The organism is Luteimonas fraxinea, assembly GCF_021233355.1.
Taxonomy (GTDB): domain Bacteria; phylum Pseudomonadota; class Gammaproteobacteria; order Xanthomonadales; family Xanthomonadaceae; genus Luteimonas; species Luteimonas fraxinea.
This window is the reverse complement of record NZ_CP089507.1, coordinates 685741-711808: the sequence shown is the minus strand read 5'-3', so window position 1 is coordinate 711808 and position 26068 is coordinate 685741. Positions and strand designations below refer to the sequence as shown.

Genomic DNA, 26068 nt, shown 5'->3' with positions numbered 1-26068 from the left:
CATTCTTGTTTCAAGACCTGACCGTCGCTCGCCATCCGGCCTGCGCCGCAATCCACGTATCGAGGCTATACAACCCATGAACCACTCGCATCGCGCCCGACTCTCCAAGCTGTCGCTCGGCCTGATCGTTGCCCTTGCAGCCGCTCCCGCATTCGCGCAGAGCACCGCCGCCGGTGTCGGCGGCCAGGTGACCGGCGCCGGCGGCGCCCCGGTGACCGGCGCAGACGTGACCATCGTGCACACCGAGTCCGGCACCGTCAGCCGCGCCACGACCGATGCGAGCGGCCGCTACAACGCGCGCGGCCTGCGCGTGGGTGGTCCGTACACGATCACCGTGACCAAGCCGGGCGAGGGGACGAAGACCGAGGACAACATTTTCCTCAACCTCAACCAGGTCAATACCGTCAATACCGCGCTGACCGGCGACATGACGACGCTGGCCACGGTCACCGCGACTGCGGTCGGTGGTTCGGAGATCTTCAGCGCCAACAAGATGGGCACCGGCACCAACGTGACGAGCGAGCAGCTCGAGTCGCTGCCGTCGATCAGCCGTACGCTGCAGGACTACGCACGCCTTGATCCGCGCGTCAGCCACACCGACAAGGCGCGTAACGAAATCTCGATCGGCGGCCAGAATCCGCGTTACAACGCGATCCGCGTCGACGGCATCAACAGCGGCGACACCTTCGGTCTGGAAACCAACGGTCTCTCGGCACCGCGTCAGCCGTTCTCGATGGACACGATCGACGAAATCGCGATCGACGTCGCCAATTACGACGTCACCATCACTGGCGGCGTGGGCGGCGTGATCAATGCCGTGACCAAGTCCGGTACCAACACGTTTACCGGTTCTGTCTACGGCATCTACCGTGACAACGACTGGTCGGGCAAGAACCAGAACGATATCCGCCCAGTGCTGTTCGACAGCGAGAACACGCTGGGTGCGACCTTCGGCGGTCCGATCATCAAGGACAAGCTGTTCTTCTTCGTGAACTACGAGAAGTACACCGGCAAGGACATGTTCATCGGCAATTCGAGCTTCGGCCCGAATGGTTCCGGCGCCAGCAACATCGTCAACATCAACCAGAGCGATATCGATCGTATCGTCGATATCGCACGCACCCGCTATGGCTTCGATGCCGGCGCGCTTGCGCTGCCGTCCCTGGACACCGAGTCCGAGGAATACGGCATCAAGATCGACTGGAACATCAACGAGGACCATCGCGCGACGTTCCGTTACGCGAAGTCTGAGCAGAACCAGCCGTACCTGCAGGGTTTCGGCAACAACTCGCTCGCGTTGAATACGTATCACTACGTCAAGAACTACGACATCACCACTTGGACCGCGCAGTTGTTCAGTGACTGGAACGACAGCTTCTCGACCGAAGCGAAGGTCTCGTACCGTGACTACTTCGTGCCGCGCGTGCCGCTGGCGAATCTGCCGTCGATCGGTATCAACCTCGACGGCCGCTTCCTGAACTTCGGCACCGAAGCGAACACCCACGAGAACGCTGTCGGCACCGAAACCTGGAACGCGTTCTTCGCGGCCAATCTGTTCCTCGGCGACCACACGGTGAAGTTCGGCTTCGACTACGAAGACAACGACATCTACAACCTGTTCGGGCGCAACCTCAACGGCGTTTACACCTTTACCGGTACCGGTGCGACGCCGCAGGCGCGTATCGACAACGCCATTGCGAACTTCGCGGCAGGCCGGGCCAGCGCCTACCAGCTGTTCTACCCGCGCGATGGCGTGCGCGACAACATGGCGGCTGCCTTCACTCTCAAGAACCTCGGTCTGTTCATCCAGGACACCTGGGCCGTCAACTACAACCTGACCCTGTCCATGGGTCTGCGTTACGACGAGCCGAGCGTGCCGACCGCGCCGTTCTACAACCCGCGTGCGGAAGCTGCCTTCGGTTTTGACAACAGCGTGACCATCGACGGCAAGGGCCTGTGGCAGCCGCGTTTCGGCTTCAACTACACCTTCGACAGCGAGCGTCCGACCCAGCTGCGCGGCGGCGTGGGTCTGTTCCAGGGTCAGGCGGCCAATGTGTGGCTGTCCAATCCGTACTCGAACTATGGTCGTGATGCGTACGTGGATTACCAGTACACGGCGGCCCAGGGCTTCAACGGCTTCGATCCGGATCCGGCGAACCAGTGCCAGCTCATCAATTTGAACGGCCGCGTTTGTCCGCCGACGGCTGCCAGCGGTGCCACGGAAACGATCGACTTCATCGATCCGTCCGTCCGCCAGCCTTCTGTCTGGAAGGCCAATCTCGCATTCGAGACCGAACTGCCGCTGTGGGGCATGGTCGCGTCCGCGGAAGGCGTCTGGACCCAGGTCAAGAACGCCTTGTTCTACCAGGAGCTCAACCTGGGTGATCCGAACGCCGTGTACGGCTACGGTGCGGGCCAGGATGGTCGCCTGATCTACTGGAACAACAACGGCGTCAATCCGGCGAACTGGAACAATGCTGGCACGGGTACCGGCACCACGCCCCGCGGCAACAATCGCAAGACAGGCTTCAACAACGCGATCATCGCGCGCAACACCGACGAGGGTGAGAGCCAGCAGTACACGTTCGCGTTGAACAAGCCCTTCAATAACAGCGACTGGTTCTGGCAGGTGGCGTACACCTACACGCGTGCCACCGAAATCAACCCGCTGACCAGCTCCACGTCGGGCTCGCAGCTGGGCAACTCGGCCGTATTCCAGGCAAACGAAGAAGTGGCGGGTCGCTCGAACTACGAGATCCGTGACCGCTTCTCGGCGGCGCTGACCTGGAAGCACGCGTTCTTCGGTGACAACAACACCTCGGTGTCGATGTTCTACGAAGGTCGTTCGGGTCGTCCGTTCAGCTACACCTTCGACAACGATGCCAACGGCGACGGTCGTCTCAACGATCTGCTGTACATCCCGGCGGGTCGCGGCGACGTGCTGTTCGGCAACGCTGCGGAAGAGCAGGCGTTCTGGGCCTACGTCGAAGGCGACGAGTACCTGCGTTCGCACATGGGCCAGATCGCCGGCCGCAATGCGGTGCGCAACGACTGGGTGAACCAGTTCGACATCCGTATCTCGCAGGAACTGCCGGGCTTCTTCCGCGGCAACAAAGCCGAAATCGCGCTGGACATCCTCAACGTCGGCAACCTGATCAACAAGGATTGGGGTCGTATCGAGGAAATCGGCTTCCCGGCAATGAAGGGCATCGTCGAGTACGGCGGTATCGATCAGACAACAGGCAAGTACGTGTACCGCTTCAACGATCCGGACACCGCCAACATCTACGACGACAAGGGCGTGTCGCGTTGGGCTGCGCAGGTGAGCTTCCGCTACAAGTTCTGATCCATTGATGGCGCTGTAATCGAGAACGGCCGGGGAAACCCGGCCGTTTTCTTATGTGCGGGGTCCTGCGCTACAGTGCCGCACCCATACGAAAAGCGAAGCAAGAATGAGCAACGAGATTGGGGCGGCGACGGCGCTGCCCACGGTGAATGCCTACGTCTATCCCCGCGGCGGCCTGGACGTCCTGTCCCGCGATGAAGTCGCCCGTCTGAAGGACGCCTCGACTGGCGGCATGCACGACCTGCTGCGCCGCTGCGCGCTCGCGGTGCTGACCAGCGGCAGCGCGTCCGACGATCCGCGCGCGGCGCAGGAGCTGTATCCCGATTTCGATATCCAGGTGCTGCAGCAGGATCGCGGCATCCGCATCGAGCTGGTCAGTGCGCCGGCGATGGCCTTTGTCGATGGCCAGATCATCCGCGGCGTCGCCGAGCTGCTGTTCGCGGTCGTGCGCGATCTCGCCTACACCGCGATCGAACTCGGCCCCGAATACGCGACCGATCTCGAGTCGTCCGCCGGCATCACCAATGCGGTCTTCGGCCTGCTGCGCAATGCGCGCCTGCTGCAGCCGGGCGATCCGAACATGGTGGTCTGCTGGGGCGGTCACTCGATCAACCGCGTCGAGTACGACTACACCAAGCTGGTCGGTTACGAGCTCGGCCTGCGCGGCATGGACATCTGCACGGGCTGCGGTCCCGGCGCGATGAAGGGCCCGATGAAGGGCGCCAACGTCGCCCACGCCAAGCAGCGCCAGTACCCGGCGCGCTACATCGGCATCACCGAGCCGGGCATCATCGCCGCCGAATCGCCGAACCCGATCGTCAACCAGCTGGTGATCATGCCGGACATCGAGAAGCGTCTCGAATCGTTCGTGCGTCTCGGTCACGGCATCATCGTGTTCCCAGGCGGCGTCGGTACGGCGGAGGAAATCCTCTATCTGCTGGGCCTGTTGCTGCAGGAAGAGAATCGCGACATCCCGTTTCCCTTCATCCTGACCGGCCCGACCGCGTCGGCGCCGTACTTCGAGCAGATCGACCAGTTCATCCGCCTGACCCTCGGCGACGAAGCCGCGTCGCGCTACGAGATCATCGTCGCCGATCCCGAGCAGGTCGCGCGCCGCATGTCGGCCGGCATCCGAAAGGTCAAGGAGTACCGGGTAGGCCACAAGGACTCGTTCTATTTCAACTGGTCGCTGTCGATTCCACTCGACCTCCAGCAGCCCTTCGTGCCCACGCACGAGGCCATGGCCGCACTCGACCTGCACCACGGACGTCCCCCGCACGAGCTCGCCGCGGACCTGCGTCGCGCCTTCTCCGGCATCGTCGCCGGCAACGTCAAGGAAGACGGCCTGCGCCGTGTCGAGGAGTTCGGCCCGTTCCGCATCAACGGAGACCGCGACATCATGCAGTCGCTGGACGCCCTGCTGCGCGCCTTCGTGGAGCAGCGGCGGATGAAGATCGCGGGTGAGTACAAGCCCTGTTATGAGGTCGTCGCCTGACAGCGAGTCCTGGATGGCGGGGCCTAGCGCCCGTTTCCAGCTGCCCGCAGGTTGAAGTCGGACGGCGCGTGGTCAGGCCCGCTCGCCCGTCGACCGCTCGTCCGATCGAGTTGCCCGTCTGTCCGCTTCGCCTTGCGTCGGGGCGTAGGGTTCCTAGACTTGCGATGGGCCAAAGTGGCCGCCGCTTCAGGGGATGGCATGCGACGCATGCAGGCAAAGGGGTTCACGTTGATCGAGCTGATGGTCACGATCGTGATCGTGGCCATTCTGGCTGCGATTGCATTTCCCAGTTTCCAGAACACGCTACGGTCCACCCGCGTGTCGGGTGCGTCGAACGAGTTTTCGGCGGCGTTGGCGCTCGCCAGGACGGAAGCGATCCGCAGCACGCGCAGCGCTGGCATCTGCGGGGCGAATGCTGCGGGTACCGCCTGCGTCAACAGCACGCAGTGGCCTGATGGGATGCTCATCTGGCTCAACGCGGACGTGGCTGCGCCGGACTACGACGCCGCCGATACGCTCGTGCGGTTCGTCCAAGGCAAGAAAGGCCTGGCACTCAGCGTGCCGGTCAGCAGCGCGACGGGCAACGCGCAGTTTCGCCTGCTGTTCGACAGTCGCGGTCGTCTCGCCGACCAGCCGGCGGCGGGCCGGATTGCGACGCTCAAGAGCGAGCAATGCCCGTCGGGGCAAACGCTCGCGCGCAATTTTGCAATCAACGCCGCGGGGCAGGCCAACATGACGCGAGTGAACTGCTCATGAGACGAGGCATCCATTACCGCGGCGCACCTTCGCGACACAGCGCCTCGGGCGGCTTCACGCTGATCGAAATTTTGATCGCGCTTGTCGTGCTCGCCGTTGGTCTGTTGGGTCTGGCAATGCTGCAGACCATGAACCTGCGCTACACCAAGAGCGCGCAGCAACGGACACAGGCGACCGTGTTGGCGGGGCAGCTTCTCGACACGATGCGAACCAATCGAAGCGAGGTGTCTGCTTACGTGATGACCGACAGCGATTTCGCGTCCGTCACGGTGCCAGCAACCGGTTGCGTTGCAGGCGCAACGTCCACCGCGTCGACAAATGCGACCCGCTGGAAATGCGAAGTCAAAGCGAATCTGGGCGCTGACGCAACGGCCTCCGTCAGCGTGACGCCTGCTTCTCTGGTCACTGTGAACATCAGATGGGACGAGTCGCTGGTCAACAACGCAACGGGTTCGACCGGAAACGTGATTCTGGAGACGACGCTGTGAATCGATCCGCAGCGCGCGTGCGCGAAGCCGGCGTTTCCCTGATCGAGCTGATGGTCGCGCTTCTGATCGGAAGTCTGTTGTTGCTGGGCGTGCTCCAGATCTTTGAAGCGTCGCGCGTGTCCTATCAGCTGTCGACAGGTCTGGCGCGCAACCAGGAGAACGCCCGGTTCGCCATGGATTTTCTCCAGCGCGAACTGCGGATGGCCGGTCATCTTGGTTGCGTGAATGATCAGTCGCGCTTCTTGCCCGAGAACACGTCTGGCACACGGCTCGCACTGGCTTCCACATTTACCACCACGCCGGCCGGCTACACCACGGCGAGCTTCCCGCTGCGCTTCGACATGGGCATTCAGGGGTTTGAATTTGTCGGTTCGGCTGGTGGCAATCAGGTCACCTTGCCTGCCACGCCTGTCGTGGCAAGCGGTGCGGCGGCATGGCTGCCGCAAGTGGACGCAGGCCTGTACGGGAATCTCAGCAATCCGGTCGCCGGCAGCGACATTGTCGTACTGCGCTATTTTTCGCCGATGGGTGCGCAGATGCAGTCGTTCAATCCGGCTGCAACCCCGATGACTATCAGTGTCGATGCGACGCAGGTGCCGAGGCTGACGGAAGGCCTCGCGAATCCGGGATTGTTCGGGATTTCCGACTGCATGAACGCCGCGGTCTTCCAGGCGACCTCGCGCACCAACGGGCTGTTGACAGTCGGCGTTGGTGGGTTGAACGCGATCGCGTTGACCGGAAACGAATCGTTCGTGATCGGCCAGGCGCGCGTCTACCGGGCTGAGGTCGTCGTGTTCTATGTTGGCATCAACGCGTCACAGAATCCGTCGCTTTACCGCCTGCGCTACAGCGCTGTGCCGGGTGGCGCCTTGGTGGTCGAGAACGAGGAGCTCGTCGAAGGCGTCGAGTCGCTGCAGCTGCGTTACGGACAGGACAGTGCGACCTCCGCGACGGTAAGGCCCACGGGCAATATCGGCAGTGGACTGGTGGCATCCGCACTACTGCCGACGGCTGACCCGGTCACCGCCTGGCGTCGCGTCGGATCGGTCGAAATCGGTCTGGTCGTCCGGAGTACGGAGCGTGCAGCGGCACCTATGCGCGAAGCTGGCGCGGCCGAGCTTTCAGCGCTCGGTGTGCGGTTTGCGACGCCCGATGACGGGCGCTATCGCGCCGTGTACGAAGACACCATTGCGCTACGCAATCGATTGTTCGGGAACTGATCATGACGCTCTCAATGAACTCACCGGCCCGGCAGCGCGGCGCCGTGCTCTATGTTGCATTGATCATCCTGATTCTGCTGACGCTGATCGGCATCGTGGCGATGCAGGTCGCCGGACTCCAGGAAAGGATGTCGTCGAATTACGAAGCGACCAATCGCGCATTCCAGAATGCGGAAGGCGAAGCGCGACTGCGCGAAACTGCGCTGAAGACTGCAGTGCTCGCCGGGCAGTTGCCTGCGACCAACATCGCGCCTCGCAATTGCACCGCGGCATTCGATCCGCAGGGCTACGGCGGCGCCGCGCCCCACGTTCGGCGAATGGATCTGTGTTTTGCGTGGGGGGCGATGGATCTTCCTGTAGACGAGTCGGAGCGCACCGATCACATTTATCAGGTCACTTCGTTCGCCCGCGATCGAAGTTCCGCTCTGCTGTCCAGCTCCGAAGCGGTGATCGACACCGTCTTCATTCCCTGATCCGGTGACTCCCATGACGCTCTCATCCCGCAAGACAAAAGTCAGCCTCGCAGTCGCCGCAGTTGCGATCGCGTTTGCGGGCGTCTCGGTCGTCAAGTCCGATCCTGCGTATCTGTTCTCGGCGCCGCCGATCGTTGCGCAGACGCCGCTGTACATCAAGGATGCGCAGCCGCCGTTGAACATGATCGTCATGGGGCGCGACCACAAAAATTATCTGCCCGCTTATAACGATGCTTCTGATCTGGACGGAGACGGATCTCTCGACATTGGCTATCGCGGTTGGCAGCTCAAGAGCCCGGCGCCGACCGATGGCAGTTCGAAATTCAAGATCGACTACTACGGATACTTCAACTCCAACGTCTGCTACGAGTGGGAAGGCGATCGCAGTCCGACCGGCAACGGACGTTTCGTACCCAAGTCGGTCGCCAGCGACAAGAAGTGTTCGTCGCAGTGGAGTGGCGATTTTCTGAATTATCTGTCCATGTCTCGCATGGATGCACTGCGGCGCGTGCTGTACGGCGGTTGGCGTCAGACAGATACGGCTGCCAGCACGATCCTGCAGGGCGCGTTCTTCCCCCAGGATGGTCATAGCTGGGGCAAGGAGTACCAGAGCACTGCGCGTGACGGCTACAACATTGCGGACTATGCGCCGCTGAGCACGCCCGGAATCGGCAAGTACCACCTGTTTGCAGTGACCTCCATGGTCGACAACAGCTCGCCGATGCTGCGCGTTCTGGAGAATGGTGATTACCGAATCTGGAACTGGGTGTCGATCGAAGGTCCGGTGGCCGGCAACTCCTGTTTCACCGCGAACAATGCCCGTGTCAACTGCCTCGACGGCTCGCGCAACTGGGCGGTTGTGCCGTCCACGCAGTATCAGAATCTGAACATCACGACGTGGCGGCGGGCTTTGGGAAGCGGTTCGCCAGCCACCGCTGTCGAGATGGCCGCGCTCTTCACGGCGCAGGCGACTCCGCTGAACCTTTGCGGCAACGGGCCCATTGCGCAGATCGACACATCAGGCGGCAACAACAATCCGTTCGGGGGGCGAAACGGCTGTGGCCAAGATAATTATCTGACCCAGATCACCGGCTCCATCGTGATTCCGGTCGCGGGCACCTACCGTTTCGCCGTCGACGGCGATGACGCGGTGGAATTTTGGTTGAATGGGGTACGCCGAGTGGGCTGGTATGGCGGCCATGGCAGCAACCGGAGCGACACGAATCTCGACCAGTATTCGGTCTCGCTGAATTTGGCTGCGGGCACATATCCGATCATGTTCCGTCACCAGGAGGGCACGGGTGACGACAACTGGGGGCTATTGACGTTCAGTCCTGCCTCAGCGCGGCGACGAACCGATTATCTCGTGCGCGTGGAAACCTGTCCCGCGACGGCGAATCTTCGCGACGAGAGCTGCAAGGTGTACGGCACCGCGCCGAATCTCAGCTACAAGCCGACCGGCATCCTGCATGACTACGGTGAAACCCAGCGGATGTATTTCGGGCTGATCACCGGCTCGCAGCGCAACAATCTCGAAGGCGGCGTGCTTCGCCGCAATATTTCCAACTTCGCAGACGAAATCGATCCCGCGACGGGTGTGTTCCGCACCAATGTCAATGGCATTGCACGCACCATCGACCGCTTCCGCATGATCGGCGGCGGCTATCAGGGACAGGCAGCGGGCTACAACAACCTCAACAGCGACGTGAACTGGAGCTGGGACGCCAACCAGGGCAATTGCCCGACGCCGAATTCGTCCGTGCCGCTCGCAAATGGCCAGTGCCGGATGTGGGGCAATCCGGTTGCCGAGATGATGTACGAGAGCATGCGCTACTTCGCGGGTGCGGGCGCTGCGACGCCCAGGTTTGCGACGGGCGGAAGCGACCGGGGCGGCGAAGAAGAGCGGCAGATGGGGCTGGAGACCGAAACCTGGCGCGACCCCTATGCAGCATCCGGCGGCTATCCGTCCTGCGCGCGGCCTTACCAGACCATCATCAGCGATATCAATCCGAGCTACGACGGTGATCTTCCGGGAAGCAGTTTCGCGGGTGCGATCACGAACCAGGGCAACACGCCCGCCACGATTTCCGGGTTCAGCGCCGCATCCGAAGGCCAGGCGATCTGGAATGCAGAGTTCGGTGGCCCGCGCGATGTCTTTATCGGCGAGTCCGCAGGTGTCACCGACGGTGCGCCAACGGTGAAACGTGCGACGAGCTTCGGGAATATCCGCGGACTGTCGCCGGAGGAGCCCACCAAGAACGGCACCTACTATGCGGCAAGCGTCGCCCGCTTTGGTCGAAACACCGATCTGAGCGCGGCTGGGGGACAACAGAACCTCAGCACGTACTCCATCGCGCTGGCATCGCCGCTGCCGCGCATCGAATTTCCAGTCAACGGGCGGACGATTACGATCGTGCCGTTCGCAAAAACTGCGAGCGGTACGTTCGGTCAAGGGCCTCGCAAGCCGACGAACAACATCGTGCACTTCTACGTCGAGAGTATCGCCAACCTCCCGGGCCAGCCGACGGATACTACGATCAACGGGGGGCGGCCCTACGCGGTGTTCCGGATCAATTACGAGGATTCGGAGCAGGGCAACGATTACGACATGGACGCAATCGTTCGCTACACCGTGCTCGCGAACGCAGATGGCACCACCATCACAGTGACACTCGACTCCGAGTACGCGGCGGGCAGCGCCGACCAGAACATGGGGTACGTGATCAGCGGCACCACCCAGGATGGCGTGTATCTGGAGGTTCGCGATCGTGACTCCGGTGCGGGTAGCTTCATTCCCTACGATCTGAACACGCCGAACCCGACACTTCCGGGTGGTTGCCGCAGCATCACGACCGGGCTGTGCGGTCAGCAGTTGCCATTGACGTCGACGCGGTCCTTCTCGCCCTCGTTGACGGGAACCGCGGCGGTGCTGCTGAACAATCCTCTCTGGTATGCCGCAAAGTACGGCTCGCCCAACTCGCCCCAGTGGGACAGTAATGGTGACGGCGTTCCCGACAATTACTTCCTGGTCACCAATCCGCTCAACCTGAAGGACCAGTTGTCACGCGCCTTCGAAGATATTGCCAATCGTGACCTCGCGGTGGGTGTGTCCACGATCAGCGGTGCCCGCGTCGGCGACAGCTCGTTCACCCTGCAGCCGACGTTCCGGCGTGCGCGCAACGGAAAGGACTGGACCGGCAATCTTTCAGCGGTATCGCTCGATTCGCAGGGCCGACTGGGCACTACGCTCTGGTCTGCACAGGCGGGAATCCCGGCTGCGGCGTCGCGGAATATCTGGACGATCCGTTCGCTCGACGGTAACGGGCAGCCGACTTCGAAGGTGCAGTTTGCAACCGGCAACGTCACGCTGGCGCAGATGGGAATCACCAACACGCTGACGCAGTACGGCAAGACGTACACGGCGGACGAGATCGTGGAATATCTCCGAGGCGATCAGCGCAATGAGCTGGGGGCTGGCAACGCCGGCACGCTGCGTGTGCGGTCTTCGGTGTTGGGCGATATCGTCAATTCTGAGCCGGTGGTCGTGGCACCGCGCGCAGACTTCGGCTACGGGTCGTACAGCGGCGCCATGTTCTCCGGCTATTCGGGCGCGGGCGGTTATGTGAGCCAGAAGGCAGGTCGCCCGACGGTGGCGTATGTCGGCGCGAACGATGGCATGTTGCACGCGTTCGATGCGAGCACGCAGCCCTGCGCGGCACCGAATGCGAATGTGGCGTGCGCTCGGCCGGGAGTTTCCGGACGGGAACTGTTTGCGTTCATTCCGCAAGCGGCGTTGGGGGCACTGGGTACTTTGCCCACACCGGACTTGCGCTTCGAGCACAAGTATTTCGTGGATGGACAGATCACCGTGGGTGATGCCAAGCAGACTGCGTCTGACGCCAGCTGGAAGACGTTGCTGATCGGCTCGGGCGGTGGTGGCGCGAAGTCGGTGTTCGCACTCGATGTCTCGGCGCCTGCCACGTTGGCAGCGACCCAGATTCTCTGGGAGCGGAACGCCAACATCGACAACGATATCGGCAACGTGTACGGCAAGCCTTTGCTGGTGCCGCTTCAGAATGGGAAGTGGGGCGTGCTGTTTGGCAATGGCTATGGTGGTCAGCGCAGCGACCCGTCGCTGTACGTGCTGGACGCGTTCACCGGTGAGGTGATCACCAAGCTGACCGGCAACGATGGCGCCGTGGCTTCGATAACGTTGTTTGGCTTCAGTGTGCCTTGTGGCTTGTTGGGCGGGATTCTGGATCAGGCCTGCCGTGCCGGGGGTACCGATCCCGTCAATGGTCTGGGTCAGATCACCGCAATCGACCGCGATGGGGACGGCCGTGTCGACACCGTGTATGGCGGGGACTTGCAGGGCAATCTGTGGAAGTTCGATCTGTCGAATGCCAGTGCCGCGAACTGGAGTGTCGCCAACAGCAATACGCCGCTGTTCCGCAGCCAGGCCACCACGAACGAAGCGGGACTGACGCAGCGCCAGCCAATCACCGGCGGTCTGCGGGTTGCTGCCGGGCCCGGCAATGGCGTGATGGTGTACTTCGGCACGGGGCGATATGTCTTCGAGCGTGACAACGATGTGCCGGCGTCGCCGCAGGTGCAGTCGCTGTACGCGATCTACGACGATTCACGCGTCACAACGACTCCCATTACCCGCGCCAATCTGCAAATCCAGTCCATCGGCACACAGTCGACCAATGGTGAGTTCATCACGCGCAGCATTTCCCGCACGCCGGTGAATTATTTCGGTAGCGGCGCCGTACGTGGCTGGTATCTCGACCTGAAGATTGGCACTGGTGCCGGCACGGGAGAACGATTTATCGCGACGCCGCGCATCCAGAGCGGACGCGTGTTCTTCACCACGTATTCGCCAACTGCGAACAGTTGCGATCCGGGTGGCAGTAACTTCCAGTACGGCCTGGATCTGCTGTCGGGTGCAGGCGCTCTGGCTAACGTGCAGGTGTTGCCGAGCGCCACGGTCGCCTGCACAGGCGCGGACTGTGGCGCGGTCGCCATCGGTAGTGCAGATGGCGCGGTGCAGCCACCGGTGGTGGGTAGCGCGGTGGCCAACATCAATCCTGTGCAGCGCATCAATCCGACATGTGATCCTGCCGTCAGCAGCTGCGCGACCTTCGAGCAGTGCCAGGTCGTTATTTATCCCGGTGGCTTCGTGCTGCCCCGTCCTTGTGGCCGGCAATCGTGGAGGCAGCTGAAATGATGGATTTGCGCATCGGTGGGAACTATCGAACAGGCCGGCATCGGGTCGCCGGCTTCACCCTGATCGAACTGATGGTGGTGGTGGCTGTGATCGCGATCCTTGCGTCCATCGCACTGCCGTCCTATCAGGAATCGATCCGCAAGGGCCGGCGCGGGCAGGCGAAGGTGGATCTGCTCGACGTCGCGCAACGTGCAGAACGACACCGTACCGTCAATGGCAGCTTCACGAGTTTTGCGCTGGCGACCGCAGAAACGCGTTCGCCCCGCGGCACGGGACAGGCGTATTACACCATTTCACGGGTGGACAATGCCGCCAATCCCGCCGTCCTCCAGCTCCAGGCGGTGCCTGTTGCGGGCACCTCGCAGGCGCAGGACGCAAGGTGCAGGACCCTGACGTTGAATCAGGCAGGCCAGAAAGGCGTGACGGGTTCTCCTGCCCCGACCATGACGGCCACAGAGTGCTGGTAATGCAATCGATATGCATGCAGTTGGCATGAAAAAAGCCGCGAGTGATCGCGGCTTTTTTCTGACACTTGGCGCCCGAAGTTGGACTCGAACCAACGACCCCCTGATTAACAGTCAAGTGCTCTAACCGGCTGAGCTATTCGGGCTGGGGAGGCACATTCTAGTCGGTTCACCGCGCGGGTCAAGCGCCATGTCATCGTCTTGCAGTGGGTGACGGATAGCTCCTGCTGTGCGGATCTGGTCAACGCTTGCGTGCACGTTGCAGGCGCCTTGAACACGAAGTGGGAATGCTCATCGAAACGGACAGGCTTGTTCGCCGTTGGGTCTAGCACTGCGCACCCGCCCCAGATTGTTCACCACCACCTGTCCGCCCAGTGCATCGCCGCGGCAGACATTGATCGTCAGGTTGGTGCCTGCACTGCGCCCGTCGCGCTGATATCTAACGAAGTTGCGGGTTGAAGCGAGGCGAATGCTCTGCGGCGCGCCGGATGGCGCGTTGGCGACCCGGATGAGGTCGTCTTCCGTGTCGGGCTGACGGTTGCCGTCAGGATCGGTGAAGACGATCCAACCGTGGCTCCAGTCGGCGTCCGGGCGGCAGCCGAGCAGGGCATTGCCGGGGCAGGCGACCACCTGATTCCGGCGCATGATCGCCGTGCTGCGGGCCATTGCGAGGTCCGCGCTGATCAGGTGCAAGGCGGTCTGGACACGATGCCGGGCCAGCGTCTCGACGAATGCGGAGAGTCCGAACGTGCCGAGAAGCGCGAGGATGGCAAGCGTGGTCATCAGCTCGATGAGAGTGAGTCCGTGTTGCTGGCGCATGAGGACATCCTTGTCCTGTCGCTGGGCGGGGCCTTCGGCGTGCGGTGGCGAGTGGTTCCGTCATGTCCCGTTCGCTGCGTCCGTCTCAAGTCCTGCACCGGGTACCTGCGATCCTGCAGGTCGTTCAGAGTCGGCCTGTTCCCGCGGCGTTGCAGCCGGCCGGCGTCCCGCATGGAGGTCGGAAACCGCCCACTGCTACCGTGGGCGGTGGCGTCGCGAGGATGTCCGGGCCCTGACCGCATCTGGCTGGTGGCGCCGCGCTTCTGTTGTCGCCGGTCGCTTCCGTCCCCATGTCCCGTGCTCCCCGGATTGCCCCTCGCCATGAACGAAGTCATCCATCCCGCCGCGTTCCAGCTCGTCTCGCCCTACCAGCCGGCGGGTGATCAGCCGCAGGCGATCGAAAAGCTGGTCGATGGCTTCGAGGCCGGGCTGGCGCATCAGACGCTGCTCGGCGTCACCGGGTCCGGCAAGACCTACACGATCGCGAATGTGATCCAGCAGGTCCAGAAGCCGACGCTGGTGATGGCGCCGAACAAGACGCTGGCCGCGCAGCTATACGGCGAGTTCAAGTCGTTCTTTCCGCACAACGCCGTCGAGTATTTCGTCAGCTACTACGACTACTACCAGCCCGAGGCCTACGTGCCGTCGTCGGATACGTACATCGAGAAGGACAGTTCGGTGAACGAGCACATCGAGCAGATGCGTCTGTCCGCGACGAAGGCGCTGCTCGAGCGCCGCGATGCGATCGTGGTCTGCTCGGTGTCGGCGATCTACGGCCTCGGCGATCCGAACGAGTACTTCCGGATGGTGCTGCACATGGTGCGCGGCGAGCGCATCGACCAGCGCGAGCTGATCCAGCGCCTGACCGCGATGCAGTACAGCCGCAACGACACCGAGTTGCGCCGTGGTACCTACCGTGTGCGCGGCGAGGTCATCGACATCCATCCGGCGGAATCGGAAATGGACGCGCTGCGCATCGAGCTGTTCGACGGCGAGATCGAGCGCATCACCCAGTTCGATCCGCTGACCGGCGAGACCAAGCGCACGCTGCCGCGCTACACGATCTATCCCAAGTCGCATTACGTCACCACGCGTCGCACGACGCTCGAAGCGGTGGAGGCCATCAAGGCCGAACTGCCGCCGCGGCTGGAGCAGTTCTACGCCGAGAACAAGCTGGTCGAGGCGCAGCGGCTGCAGCAACGTACCCAGTTCGATCTGGAGATGATGGCCGAGGTCGGCTACTGCAACGGTGTGGAGAACTATTCGCGGCATCTGACCGGGCGCATGCCCGGTGAGGCGCCGCCGTGCCTGTTCGACTATCTGCCGCCCGACGCGCTGCTGGTCGTCGACGAGTCGCACGTGACCGTTCCGCAGATCGGCGCGATGTACAAAGGCGACCGATCGCGCAAGGAAACGCTGGTGAACTTCGGCTTCCGCCTGCCTTCGGCGATGGACAACCGGCCGCTGAAGTTCGAGGAGTGGGAAGGCCGTGCGCCGCGCGCGATCTTCGTGTCGGCGACGCCCGGCAAGTACGAGCTGGAGAAGTCGGAAGGGCAGATCACCGAACTGGTCGTGCGTCCGACCGGCCTGATCGATCCGCAGGTCGAGATCCGCCCGGTCGCCAGCCAGGTGGACGACGTGCTCGGCGAGATCCGCGAGCGGGTCGAGATGGGCGATCGCGTGCTGATCACGGTGCTGACCAAGCGCATGGCCGAGAACCTCACCGAGTACCTCGGCGAACACGACATCAAGGTGCGCTATCTGCACTCGGACATCGACACCGTCGAGCGCGTGGAGATCATCCGCGACCTGCGGCTGGGCAAGTTCGACGTGCTGGTGGGCATCAACCTGTTGCGTGAAGGTCTGGACATGCCCGAGGTGTCGCTGGTCGCGATTCTCGATGCGGACAAGGAAGGCTTCCTGCGTTCGGGCGGTTCGCTGATCCAGACGATCGGCCGCGCGGCGCGCAACCTGCGTGGCAAGGCGATTCTGTACGCCGACCGCATCACCAACTCGATGCAGATGGCGCTCGACGAGACCGACCGTCGCCGGGCGAAGCAGGTCGAGTACAACACCGAGCACGGCATCACCCCGACGTCGGTGGCGCGCGCGATCGTCGACATCATGGAAGGCGCCCGCGCCGAACCCGAGATGGAGAAGAAAGGGCGCGGCAAGAGCCGCAAGGTTGCCGAGCCGGCCGAGAATTACACCGCGCTGTCGCCCGACAAGCTGGCCTCGCGCCTCAAGGCGCTGGAGCAGCAGATGTACCAGCACGCGCGCGACCTGGAGTTCGAGGCCGCCGGTCGCATCCGCGATCAGATCCGTCAGATCAAGGATGCGAGCCTGGTCCGATAAAAATTTGCACGTGGGGTATTCGACAACGCGCGAATCCGGTGTATGATTCGCACCCTTCGGGCGGTTAGCTCAGCGGTAGAGCACTACCTTGACATGGTAGGGGTCACAGGTTCGAACCCTGTACCGCCCACCACCTCCAACCCTTGATGCAGCAGGGTGAGGTGGCACGAAGATCCGGCGCGGATGGAGATCGTCTCCGCGCCGATGTGACGCAGGGTTGGCCGAGCGCCCCGTCACGCTGAATCCGTTTTTAATTCTGAAGACCGATGCCCGGTCGCATGCGTGTGTCCGACGATCAGGCCGACATGTCGCACGCAGTCCCGTCGATGTGCGCTGTGGCGCCTGATCGTCGGCCTCGCACGCACGCGCTTTCATCACACCGCCGCGGGCGATCGGGGCGCAACCTAGCGGCAAGCAGGCCGTCGGCTTGACAGGATCCTCCATGCACGCTGCTTCGAGGATGTCCCGCCGCTGGCTGCGCTTGCGCCGCCGGTTCGGTCGGTTGTCGCACACCACCGTTTCGTCCGACCTCGAGACCGAGGCGCCGCTCCGCGCGCAGCTCTTCAGCGCCGAGCAGATGGAATTGCACGGCAAGGCGCTCGCGCTGACGCATCGCATCCATGCCGGCCGCGTGCCGGATCGTTTGCTGGCGCGACTCAGCGACAACGCGGCGCTGCTCGAAGACGCGCGCACGTTCCTGTCGCTGATGGTCCGCGACGACATCCGCATCACCCCGGCCGGCGAGTGGTTGCTCGACAACTATCACCTGATCGAAGAACAGGTCCGGCTGGCACGGCGCCATCTGCCCAAGGGCTACAGCCGCGAGCTGCCGGCGTTGTCGCAAGGCGCGTCGGCGGGTCTGCCGCGGGTGTACGACCTGGCGATGGAAGCGGTCGCGCACGGCGACGGCCAGGTGGATGCGGTCACGCTCAGCCGCTTCGTCGCGGCCTACCAGTCGGTCACGCCGCTGACGCTCGGCGAACTGTGGGCGATCCCGATCATGCTGCGCCTCGCGGTGCTGGAGAATCTGCGGCGCATGGCCGCGGGCGTGATCCGCGACGGCCGTGATCATCGACGTGCGCGGCGCTGGGCCGAGCGTCTCAATGCCACCGCGTCCGAGTCACCGAAGGATGTCGTGCTGGTCGTGGCCGACATGGCGCGTAGCCAGCCGCCGGCCACTGGCGCGTTCGTCGCCGAACTGACGCGTGGCCTGCACGGCCGCGGCGCGTTGCTGTCGCTGCCGCTGACATGGATCGAGCAGTGGCTGACCGACAGCGGCCTGCGCATCGAGGCACTGGTCCATGCCGAAAGCCAGCAGCAGGCGGCCGACCAGGTGTCGATCGGCAACAGCATCGGCAGCCTGCGTTTCCTCGCGAACATGGATTGGCGCGAGTACGTCGAGACCATGAGTCTGGTCGACGCGGCGCTGCGCGAAGACCCGGGCGCGACCTACGGTCTGATGGACTTCGCCACCCGCGATCATTACCGCCATGCGGTCGAAACGATCGCCAGGCGCTCCGGCGCCAGCCAAGTGCAGGTCGCGCAGACCACCGTGCAGCTGGCGCAGGCGCATCCCGCCGACAGCATCGAAGCGCACGTCGGTTATTACCTCGTCGACGACGGCATCGACCGCACCGTGGCGACGCTCGCATCGGCGCACGGACACCGCAAGGCGCACATGGCGCCACGCACCGTGCCGCTGCCGGTCTATCTGGCGATGATCGCCGTGGTCGTCGCACTGGCGACCACCGGCCTGGTCGGACAGTCAGGCGCGCATCTGGTCCCCTGGGCGCCGACGTGGGTGCTGGTGCTGCTGGGGCTGCTGGTCTTCAGCGAACTCGGAATCGCGCTGACCAACTGGCTGGCCACGGTGATCGTCGCGCCGAAGCCGCTGCCGCGGCTGGATTTCTCGCTCGGCCTGCCGGCGAGCGAACGCACGCTGGTCGTCGTGCCGTGCATGTTCGGCGACATCGCCAGCGTCGATACGCTGGTCGAAGGTCTCGAGGTGCGCTTCCTCGCCAATCGCGATCCGCATCTGCATTTCGCCCTGCTCAGTGACGATCTCGACGCCGACCAGCAGACATTGCCCGGCGATGCTGCGGTGCTGGCGCATGCGTCCACGTTGATCGCGGGCCTCAACCAGCGCTATCTCGCCGACAGTCCCGCGCCCGGCGGCGACCGGTTCTTCCTGTTCCATCGGCCGCGCACCTGGAATGCGGGCGAAGGGCGCTGGATCGGCGAGGAGCGCAAGCGCGGCAAGCTCGCCGCGTTGAACGGCTTCCTGCGCGGCGCCGGCACGGGTGCGTTCCAGCAGATCGTCGGCCGCACCGAAGTGCTGGCCAACGTGCGCTACGTGATCACGCTTGATACCGACACGCGGCTGCCGCGTGATGCCGCGTGCGCCTTCGTCGGCACGCTGGCGCATCCGCTCAATCGCGCGGTGTTCGATCCGAAGCGCAATCGCGTGACCCGGGGCTACGGCATCCTGCAGCCGAGCGTCGGCAGCAGTTTCAGCGGCCGCCGCATCAGCCGCTATGCACGTATGTACGGCAGCGAGCCGGGCATCGATCCGTACACGCGCACGGTCTCGGACGTGTATCAGGACCTGTTCGGCGAAGGTTCCTTCGTTGGCAAGGGCATCTACGACGTCGATGCGTTCGAGCAGGCACTGCACGGCCGCTTCCCCGACAACCGCATCCTCAGCCACGACCTGCTCGAAGGCTGCCACGCGCGCGCCGGTCTGGTCAGCGACGTGCGTCTGTACGAGGACTACCCGGCGCGCTACGCCGCTGACGTCAAGCGTCGCCATCGCTGGATCCGCGGCGACTGGCAGCTGCTGCCCTGGGTGATGCCGTGGGTGCCGACCGCGAAGGACGGCAGCGTGCGCAATCCGCTGTCGTGGCTGTCGCGCGGCAAGCTGCTCGACAACCTGCGCCGCAGTCTGGTGCCCGCCGCCGCGCTCGTGCTGCTGGTGTTCGGCTGGGCCACGCTTGCCGCGCCGCTGGCGTGGACGTTCTGGCTGCTGACGGTGTTCTTCGCGCCGGTGCTGATCCCGGCGCTGCGCGATCTGCTGTCGAAGCCGGCGGACATGCGTCTCGACACGCATCTGCTGCAGGTCGGAGACGCGACCGGTCGCGGCCTCGTGCGCGCCGCGGTCAACTTCGCCTGCCTGCCTTACGAGGCGATGTTCAGCCTGTCGGCGATCGCGTTGACCCTGTGGCGCACGCTGGTGAGTCGCCGCCATCTGCTGCAGTGGAATCCGTCGAGCGAGGTCGAGCGTTCGCTCGGCAGCGGCATGGCCGCGGAACTGCGCAGCATGTGGGGCGCGCCGGTGTTGTCGGTGCTGATCGGGCTGCTGGTGATGCGCACGAATCCCGCGGGCCTGTGGGTCGCCGGACCGGTGCTGCTGCTGTGGACGATCTCGCCGCTGCTGATGGCGTGGCTGGGACGCGCGCCGCCGCAGCGCAGCGCGCAGCTGTCGACGGTCCAGCTGGACTTTCTCGGCCGCCTGGCGCGTCGCACCTGGGCGTTCTTCGAGGTCAACATCCGCGAAGAAGACCACTGGCTGCCGCCCGACAACATCCAGGAACATCCGTCGCTGGTCGTCGCGCGCCGCACCTCGCCGACCAACATCGGCCTGTCGTTGCTGGCGAATCTCGGTGCCTGGGATTTCGGTTACCTGCAGACCGCTGCCGTGGTGCAGCGCACGCAGCGTGTGTTCGCCACGCTCGATCGCATGGAGCGTCACCGCGGGCACTTCTACAACTGGTACGACACCGAAACGCTGGCGCCGTTGCCGCCGCGCTACATCTCCACCGTCGACAGCGGCAATCTCGCCGGGCATCTGCTGACCTTGCGCCAGGGACTGCTGGGTTTGATCGACGCGCCGGTGCTCGCCCCGCAGACCTTCGCGGGTCTCTCGCACACGCTGGGCGTGCTGCGCGAGCTGCACGCGGTGCAGGAGAACGCGGATCCGGCGTGGAACGTCGCGATCGATGCATTCGATGCGCGTCTCGCGATCGCGCTGGCCACGACGCCGGACACGCTGCGCGATGCGATGGCGACGGTCGAAGCTTTGGCCGCGCTCGCCTTGCCGCTGGCGGCGCTGTCGCCGCCGGTCGATACCTACGATCCACAGGAAGACGCGCCGGCGCACTGGTCCGCGCGTCTGATCGATGCCTGCGAGCACGCTCGCCAGGCGCTGGGTGCGTGCCTGCCCGCATCGGCCGCCACGGCCGGCAGTCTGACCGCCGAGGACGGCGTGCCGTCCCTGCGGGCGCTGTGCGCGCCGGGTATCGCGCCAGATGTGCGCGCCTGGGCCTGCGCGCAGGTCCACGAGCTGGAGCGCCTGGCGCACGTTGCGGGCCAGTTCTCGCTGATGGAATACGGCTTCCTCTACGACCGCGCGCGGCATCTGCTGTCGATCGGTTACGACGTCGACAACCGCCGTCTCGATCAGGGGCATTACGATCTGCTCGCTTCGGAAGCGCGTCTCTGCAGCTTCGTCGCGGTCGCGCAGGGCCAGTTGCCGCAGGACACGTGGTTCGCACTGGGTCGCCTGCTGACCGAGGTCGACGGCGACGCGACGCTGCTGTCGTGGAGCGGTTCGATGTTCGAATACCTGATGCCGCAGCTGGTGATGCCGAGCTACCCGGACACGCTGCTCGACCAGACCGCGTGCCACGCGGTGCAGGCGCAGATCGCGTATGGCCGCCAGCACGACGTGCCCTGGGGCATTTCGGAGTCCGGCTACAACACCGTCGACACGCGGATGAACTACCAGTACCGCGCGTTCGGCGTGCCGGGGCTCGGGCTCAAGCGCGGACTCGGCGAGGATCTGGTGATCGCGCCCTACGCAACGATGATGGCGCTGATGGTCGCGCCGGAAGCGGCGACGCAGAATCTGCAGCGGCTCGATGCGGCGGGTTTCTCGGGGCGTTTCGGCCTGTTCGAGGCGATCGACTACACGCCCTCGCGCCTGCCGCGCGGACAGACGCATGCGGTGGTCCGCTCCTTCATGGCGCATCACCAGGGCATGGGTTTCCTCGCGCTCGATCATCTGTTGCGCGAGCAGCCGATGCAGAAACGCTTTGTCGCCGACGCCGAGTTCCAGGCCACGTTGTTGCTGCTGCAGGAACGCGTGCCGCGCACCGGCGTGTTCCGGCCGCACGAGGTCGAATCGGTCGGCGTGCGCACCAGCAGCGGCGGTGACGAAACCCAGCTGCGCGTGTTCCGTACGCCCGACACCACACGTCCCGCCGTGCAGATGCTGTCGAACGGCCGAATGCATGCCTTGCTCACAAGCGCCGGTGGTGGCTACCTGCGTCAGCACGACATGGCGGTGGTGCGCTGGCGCGAAGACGGCACGCGTGATCAGTGGGGCAGCTTCTGCTATCTGCAGGATGTCGAGAACGGCGACATGTGGTCGGCCGCGCACCAGCCGACCTGCGTGCCGGTGGAGCATTACGAGGCGATCTTCTCAGACGCCAAGGCCGAGTTCCGTGGTCGCCGGCGCGGCATCGAGACGCATCTGGAGATCGCGATCTCGGCCGAGGACGACATCGAGCTGCGTCGCCTGCGCCTGAGCAACCGCTCGCGCCGCTCGCGCACGATCGAGATCACGACCTATGCCGAGGTGGTGCTGGCGCCGGCGATCTCCGACGAGCTGCATCCGGCCTTCAGCAACCTGTTCGTGCAGACCGAAATCGTGCGCGACAAGCAGGCGCTGCTGTGCACGCGTCGCCCGCGTGCGCACGACGAAATCCCGCCGTGGATGTTCCATCTCGTCGCCGCGCACGACGCCGACATCGTCGACATTTCCTACGAGACCGATCGCGCGCGCTTCATCGGCCGCGGACTGACACCGCGCGATCCGCTGGCGATGCGCAGCACGGGCCCGCTGTCGGATACCGCCGGCTCGGTGCTCGATCCCGTCGTGGCGATCCGCGTGCGCGTGACGCTGGCACCGGAGCAGACTGCGATCCTCGATCTGGTCACCGGTGTCGGTGGCGATCGTGACGCGTGCGCCGCGCTGCTCGACAAATACCGCGACCGGCGCCTGGCGGACCGCGTGTTCGATCTTGCATGGACCCACAGCCAGGTCGTGCGCCGCCAGATCAATGCGACGCAAGGCGACGCGCAGCTGTACGAGCGCATTGCCGGACTGCTGACGTTCGCGCACCCGTTCCTGCGCGCAGACAGCGCGGTGCTGCTGCAGAACCGCCGCGGGCAGTCGGGACTCTGGGGCCATTCGATCTCCGGGGATCTGCCGATCGTGCTGGTGCAGATCGCGGTGGCGGAGAACATCGAACTCGTGCGGCAGATGGTGCAGGCGCACGCGTACTGGCGCCTCAAGGGCCTGCAGGTCGATCTGGTGATCTGGAACGAGGACCAGGTCGGCTACCGCCAGGAACTGCAGGAGCAGATTCTCGGTCTCGTTTCGGCGGGGCCGGAAGGCAATGTGCTCGATCGTCCCGGCGGCATCTTCGTGCGGCCGGCGCAGCAGATCTCGCAGGAGGACCGCATCCTGATCCAGTCGGTGGCGCGGGTGATCGTCAGCGACCAGTACGGCACGCTGGCGGCGCAGGTCGCGCGTCACGTGGCGCCGGCGCGCAGCGCGCCGCTGCTGGTGGCGAGCGATCCGGCTGCACGCCCGTCGCTCGATGACGACGACGCGGCCGTGGCGAACGTGGTTGCGGGCCTCTATGGCCTGCCGCCGGCGCGCGATCCGGATGCGCACGACGAGGATCCGTGGCCGTTCGAAGCGGTTGCCGATGCGGTGCTGTACGACAACGGGCTGGGCGCGTTCGCCGCCGATGGCCGCGAGTACGTGATCGTGCTCGACGATGACGCGACGACGCCGGCGCCCTGGTCGAACGTCATGGCCAATCCGAAGCTCGGCAGCGTGGTCAGCGAGAGCGGGCCAGGCTACACCTGGTTCGAGAACGCGCACGAGTTCCGGCTGACGCCGTGGCACAACGATCCGGTGTCCGACACCGGCGGCGAAGCGTTCTATCTGCGCGACGAGGAGAGCGGTCACGTGTGGTCGCCGATGCCATTGCCGATGCGCGGCCGTGGCGCGTATCGCACGCGCCACGGCTTCGGCTACAGCGTCTACGAGCACGTCGAGGACGGCATCGCCAGCGAGCTGTGGATCTACGTCGGCCTGCGCGATGCGGTGAAGTTCTCGGTACTGAAGCTGCGCAATCTGTCCGGGCGGGCGCGCCGGCTGTCGGCGACCGGCTACGTCGAGTGGGTGCTCGGCGACATCCGGGTGAAGTCGCAGATGCATGTCGTGACCGAGCAGGACACGGCGACTGGCGTGCTGACCGCCCGTAATCCCTACAACACCGAATTCGGCGGGCGCGTCGCGTTCTTCGATGTCGATGGCGATCGCCGTACGTTCACCGCGGACCGCACCGAGTTCCTCGGCCGCAATGGCAGCCTGCGTGATCCGGATGCCTTGCGTCGCGAGCGCCTGTCGGGCCGCCTCGGCGCGGGCCTCGACCCGTGCACCGCGATCCAGGTGCAGGTGGATCTCGCACCCGAGCAGGCCACCGAAACCGTGTTCCGGCTCGGCATCGGCGACGACATGCACGCCGCGCTGCAGCTGGCGACGGCTCTGCACGGTTCGATGCCCGCGCACGATGCGCTCGACGGCGTGCGCCTGCACTGGCTGCAGACGCTCGGCGCCGTGCGGGTGGAAACGCCCGAGCCGGCGACCGATCTACTGGTCAACGGCTGGCTGCTGTACCAGACGCTGGCCTGCCGGTATGTCGCGCGCAGTGGTTACTACCAGTCCGGCGGCGCGTTCGGGTTCCGCGACCAGTTGCAGGACACGATGGCGACCGTGCACGCGATGCCGGCGCTGACCCGCGCGCATCTTCTGCTCAGTGCCGAGCACCAGTTCCCGCAGGGTGACGTGCTGCACTGGTGGCACCCGCCGGCCGATCGCGGCGTGCGCACGCGCTGCTCCGATGACTACCTGTGGCTGCCGCTCGCGGCCTGCCGCTATCTGGAAGTCACCGGCGACGCCAGCGTGCTCGACGAGCGCGTCGGTTTCATCGAAGGCCGTCTGGTCAATGCCGACGAGGAGTCGTACTACGACCTGCCGGTGAACTCGGGACGCGTGCAGTCGTTCTACGACCACTGCGTGCTCGCGCTGGAACGCGGCATGGCGCTGGTCGGCGAGCGCGGCCTGCCGCTGATCGGCACCGGCGACTGGAACGACGGCATGAACCGGGTGGGCGAGGGCGGCCGCGGTGAAAGCGTGTGGCTGGGCTTCTTCCTCTACGACGTGCTGCAACGCTTCATCTCGGTCGCGACCGCGCGCGGCGACGCCACGTTCGCGGCTACGTGTGTCGCGGCTGCGGAACGCCTGCAGGCCAATCTCGAAGCCGAAGCCTGGGACGGCGGCTGGTACCGGCGCGCGTGGTTCGACGACGGCACGCCGATCGGCTCGCAGTCCAGCGACGAGTGCCGGATCGATTCGATCTCGCAGAGCTGGTCGGTGCTGTCGGGCGCTGCCGAACCGGCGCGTGCGCGTCAGGCGATGACCGCGCTCGACACGCATCTGGTCAAGCGCGAGGCCGGGCTGATCCAGCTGCTCGATCCGCCGTTCGACAAGACCGCGCACGATCCGGGTTACATCCGCGGCTACGTGCCCGGTGTGCGCGAGAACGGCGGCCAGTACACGCATGCGGCGGTGTGGACGGCGATGGCGTTCGCCGCGCTCGATGATCGCGAGCGCGCCTGGGAACTCGCGCGCATGATCAATCCGGTCCACCACGCCGAGGACGCTGCCGGCACGGCGGTCTACAAGGTCGAGCCCTACGTCATGGCAGCCGATGTCTACGGTGTCGCGCCGCATGTCGGGCGTGGCGGCTGGACCTGGTACACCGGCTCGGCGGGCTGGATGTATCGCCTGCTCAGCGAATCGCTGCTGGGTCTGCAGCGTCGCGGTGACACGTTGCGGATCGAGCCATGCATTCCTGACGAATGGCCCGGCTACCGGATGCAGTTGCGCCACGGCGCGGCGGTATATCGCATCGAAGTCACGCGCACGGATGCGGAGGCGCCGAAGCTCACGCTCGACGGCCAGGAGCAGGCCGATCTGCAGATCGCGCTGCACACCGACGATGCGGTGCATGCAGTCGTCCTGCACTGGCCGCGTCGACCGGCAGGCGGCGTGGCCTGATGGGACTGCGCATCGAACTCGAAAGTGCACTCGATGCGCTGGCCGGGATGATCCCGGTCTGGCGCGAGAAGCTGCGCGACCCGCATGCGTTCTGGCCGCAGTTCGATGCGCTCTCGGCAAAGATCCTCGCGCGGGCACGCGATGGGGACGAACGGGCCGCGGTGCAGGCGCGTCTGGAGACGATGCTCACCGACGCAGGCTGCGCGCGGCCTGGCCGTCGTTGAAC

General features: G+C 64.8%; 12 protein-coding genes and 2 tRNA genes. 12 read left to right on the top strand and 2 right to left on the bottom strand.

Going from position 1 to position 26068, the window contains the following annotated elements; translation table 11 throughout:
- Positions 1–76 precede the first annotated feature (76 nt).
- The 8 genes from LU699_RS03035 (at position 77) to LU699_RS02995 (ending at position 13475) form a co-directional block, all read left to right on the top strand.
- Positions 77–3346: a TonB-dependent receptor gene (locus LU699_RS03035; protein ID WP_232134585.1), complete on the top strand. Its 3270-nt coding sequence runs from the start codon at positions 77–79 to the stop codon at positions 3344–3346.
- 106 nt (positions 3347–3452) lie between these two features.
- The gene (gene ppnN / locus LU699_RS03030; protein WP_232134586.1) at positions 3453–4841 is read left to right on the top strand and encodes a nucleotide 5'-monophosphate nucleosidase PpnN; all 1389 of its coding nucleotides are present in this window, start codon (positions 3453–3455) and stop codon (positions 4839–4841) included.
- A 198-nt stretch (positions 4842–5039) separates the two neighbouring features.
- Entirely contained in the window at positions 5040–5597 is a 558-nt protein-coding gene (locus LU699_RS03020) for a GspH/FimT family pseudopilin (protein WP_269781335.1), read from the top strand.
- A complete protein-coding gene (gene pilV, locus LU699_RS03015; protein WP_232134587.1) occupies positions 5594–6085 on the top strand; it encodes a type IV pilus modification protein PilV in 492 nt (163 codons plus the stop codon). Before LU699_RS03020 ends, pilV begins: the two co-directional genes overlap by 4 nt.
- A complete protein-coding gene (locus LU699_RS03010; RefSeq protein WP_232134588.1) occupies positions 6082–7305 on the top strand; it encodes a PilW family protein in 1224 nt (407 codons plus the stop codon). The genes pilV and LU699_RS03010 overlap by 4 nt, the downstream gene beginning before the upstream one ends.
- 2 nt (positions 7306–7307) lie before the next feature.
- Positions 7308–7778: a pilus assembly PilX family protein gene (locus LU699_RS03005; RefSeq protein ID WP_232134589.1), complete on the top strand. Its 471-nt coding sequence runs from the start codon at positions 7308–7310 to the stop codon at positions 7776–7778.
- Positions 7779–7791: 13 nt separating this feature from the next.
- Positions 7792–13008: a PilC/PilY family type IV pilus protein gene (locus tag LU699_RS03000; protein WP_232134590.1), complete on the top strand. Its 5217-nt coding sequence runs from the start codon at positions 7792–7794 to the stop codon at positions 13006–13008.
- On the top strand, positions 13008–13475 hold the full coding sequence (locus LU699_RS02995) for a type IV pilin protein (RefSeq protein ID WP_232134781.1): 468 nt from the start codon (positions 13008–13010) through the stop codon (positions 13473–13475). The genes LU699_RS03000 and LU699_RS02995 overlap by 1 nt, the downstream gene beginning before the upstream one ends.
- 66 nt (positions 13476–13541) lie before the next feature.
- Here the strand turns inward: LU699_RS02995 and LU699_RS02990 are convergent.
- Together LU699_RS02990 and LU699_RS02985 are read right to left on the bottom strand one after the other, a co-directional pair.
- Positions 13542–13618 (bottom strand) — tRNA-Asn (locus LU699_RS02990).
- A gap of 145 nt (positions 13619–13763) precedes the next feature.
- Positions 13764–14291: a GspH/FimT family pseudopilin gene (locus LU699_RS02985; protein WP_232134591.1), complete on the bottom strand. Its 528-nt coding sequence runs from the start codon at positions 14289–14291 to the stop codon at positions 13764–13766.
- A 321-nt stretch (positions 14292–14612) separates the two neighbouring features.
- Between LU699_RS02985 and uvrB the strand changes: the two genes are divergently transcribed.
- The 4 genes from uvrB to LU699_RS02965 all read left to right on the top strand — a co-directional run bounded on the left by uvrB (position 14613) and on the right by LU699_RS02965 (position 26066).
- Positions 14613–16646, top strand: a complete 2034-nt coding sequence (gene uvrB / locus LU699_RS02980; protein WP_232134592.1) for an excinuclease ABC subunit UvrB — start codon at positions 14613–14615, stop codon at positions 16644–16646.
- A gap of 58 nt (positions 16647–16704) precedes the next feature.
- A tRNA-Val gene (locus LU699_RS02975) sits at positions 16705–16779 on the top strand.
- A gap of 327 nt (positions 16780–17106) precedes the next feature.
- The gene (locus LU699_RS02970) at positions 17107–25842 is read left to right on the top strand and encodes a glycoside hydrolase family 94 protein (RefSeq protein ID WP_425491190.1); all 8736 of its coding nucleotides are present in this window, start codon (positions 17107–17109) and stop codon (positions 25840–25842) included.
- Complete coding sequence (locus LU699_RS02965; RefSeq protein ID WP_232134593.1) at positions 25842–26066, top strand: hypothetical protein; 225 nt, start codon at positions 25842–25844, stop codon at positions 26064–26066. The genes LU699_RS02970 and LU699_RS02965 overlap by 1 nt, the downstream gene beginning before the upstream one ends.
- The last annotated feature ends 2 nt before the right edge of the window (positions 26067–26068 follow it).